This is a genomic window from Coleofasciculus sp. LEGE 07092 (genome assembly GCF_015207375.1).
Classification (GTDB): domain Bacteria; phylum Cyanobacteriota; class Cyanobacteriia; order Cyanobacteriales; family Coleofasciculaceae; genus LEGE-07092.
Genome location: NZ_JADEWY010000265.1, coordinates 1 through 2,342, shown reverse-complemented (window position 1 = coordinate 2,342; position 2,342 = coordinate 1). Strand labels below are relative to the sequence as shown.

1 protein-coding gene is annotated in these 2,342 nt (G+C 48.1%); it reads right to left on the bottom strand.

Features of this window, described 5'->3' with window-relative positions:
• Positions 1-2,170, bottom strand: a 2,170-nt coding sequence (locus IQ257_RS29380; RefSeq protein WP_193933497.1) for a DEAD/DEAH box helicase, incomplete at its 3' end; no start/stop codon positions are given.
• Positions 2,171-2,342 lie beyond the last annotated feature (172 nt).

Here is a 2,342-nt window from a genome sequence, read left to right as displayed (position 1 = left end):
CGCCAATATCTCGCTTCAGGGGACGCTTATAGGTAAAAGTGAAACTATCTCCACTCTCGATTACCCGTCGCATTTCTTCGTACAGGGGATAGTTACCCACCCCGCTGAGACTTACCCAACCTCGCGCCCTGGTTAAGGCGACAAAAAGCTGATTTCGCAGACTTACATCGCTTTCATTCCTGGCAACGCGATCGCATCCTACCACGTAAACCATATCCGCTTCATTTCCTTTAGCACGAGGAACACGAGATACAGTAACACCACCCTCCATCCAGAAACGGTCTGGGTCGTAGTGGGGCCATCGAGGTTTGATTTCATTTAATTCTAAAGCCGTAGGAATGTAAATATCAATCCCTTGCTCCATCAGAAATGCCGCGACATGATTCTCTAATTCCATTGCCTCAGAAGTCGAGCCTAACACGACGACTAAAATATCGCGGCTAGGCTTCAGGTCATCTTGACCAAGGTTATGCCAAATTTTCTCGGCTAACGCACTCATTTCTTCCTGGCGAGAATTATAGGTTTCAAACTCCAACACCGGCACACCCCATAATTGGGAAACGGGATTCGGAGAATTTTCGGAAGGACGATGCAGCGTAATTTGTTGACCTGGAATAAATTTACCCGTTACTTCATAGCCAATTCGTTCCCAATCTGCCCTTCTCGTGATTCCCGTCAACATTCCTTCAGGACGTAGCAATCCCATCCCAATCGCATGAGCGGCTGTCAGAATAGAACCAGGAGTGCGGTAACAGCGCAGCATTATCTCTGATTTTTTAATCCCGCCGTTGTACTGCGTTCCCTGTGACAACAGCCCACTCAGCGCTTCACCGAATAACTCCTTCGCTGTTGGAATCTTGAGCGTATCCAGGCTTTGAGCTTCGTCATACGCCCAAATTAATCGTCGCTGTTCTGGGTGTTGGGGTTCAGTCGGGCGCAAGGCTTGATATGCCATCCAGTAAATCGCTTGCTTGTCCTGATACTTTAATTCATCATCAGAGACTAAATCTTGCCCTTCATCAATCAAAATGGCATCAAAAATGGGCTGAATTTCCAGTTCTTCGGAAAGCTGTTTGCAGAGTTCTGCCAAGCCTCGATTCGGTTGTTTTTGGACAGTATCTCTCACGCCCTTGGGAGTAATGCCATTGGCTTGACAAATTATCCCGTACAAACCCGGCTGTTCCTTGGCTCCCCAAGCATGAACCACTCGCAGCTTTTTGTTAATCTTGGGTTCGTACTGAACCTCCCCATTACTGAAACGGCGCAACCAACGGTCTACCAAGCCAATGATGGTATCGTAGAGGGTGCGACTGAAAAATACCAAGGCAATATCCCAGTCTGGGTGTTTCAAGTGCATATGGGCGGCTTTCTGGCACAGCAGCACGGTTTTACCTGATCCAGCAATCCCGCGCAGTCGCTGAAAACCGGGGGGGATTTCCTTGCCAATGTGCTCCTGCTGCAAATCTAGGTTGTAGAGTTGTTCAGCGCAAGCTGCCACGATACTGGCGCGACTCTTACCGTTGGTTGAGAGGATGGGGCGGGGCGGTTTGCGAAGTACAGGTGTGCCGCTAAGAACGGTTAACAGTAGTGTCCATTGCTCATCCTCTAAGTTTTCTCCTGAAATGACAGGAACTGCTTGTTGAATTTTTTCGAGGAAAGCAACCTTTCCTATCTGGTCTTGGAATATAATCGGAGGGCAGTTAGGGAGTTGGTCAAAGCCTCGTTGCTGCCATTCTTCTGCTTTAATGAGGGGTAGTGCGACTAAGACTCGACCCATCACTTTGCGCCAGATAGCAGGTTCGCGATCGCAATATCCGATCAACGCTCTGAGTTGGTGTTCCCCTTGCTGGTAAGGGTTGGCTTCCGTGGTGGCAACGTTTTGAAACTGCCAAAGGCGATCGCTAATTTCTGCAATTTGGTCAATTGTTACCGATCTTACCTCAATGACAATCAGACCTAATTCTCGATCTGCTATGAGAATATCGGGTTCCTTACGCAGCTCTCCCACTTTAGAAAAAATAGGATAGCGCCAGTACGCCACACAGTTACGCTCTAAAAAGGCACTCTTGGTAGCATCCCATACCTTCTGCTCACCGACTTCTCCACTATCTTTTAAAGGCTCAGTGGTAATAAACTTGCGACCCTGATGTTCTATGTCAATCACAGCCATTTAGGTTAGATTCCTGTCCTAAGGTTGATAGAACGACTGCTAAATACAGCGATGAGCATAGAGTTCCCAGAAAATTACCTCAGATTACAGATGGTTCAAAATTTTTTAGGAGTCTTGCTTGTTCCCCAGCTCCTCTGCTCCCCAGCTCCCCAGCTCCTCTGCTCCCCAGCTC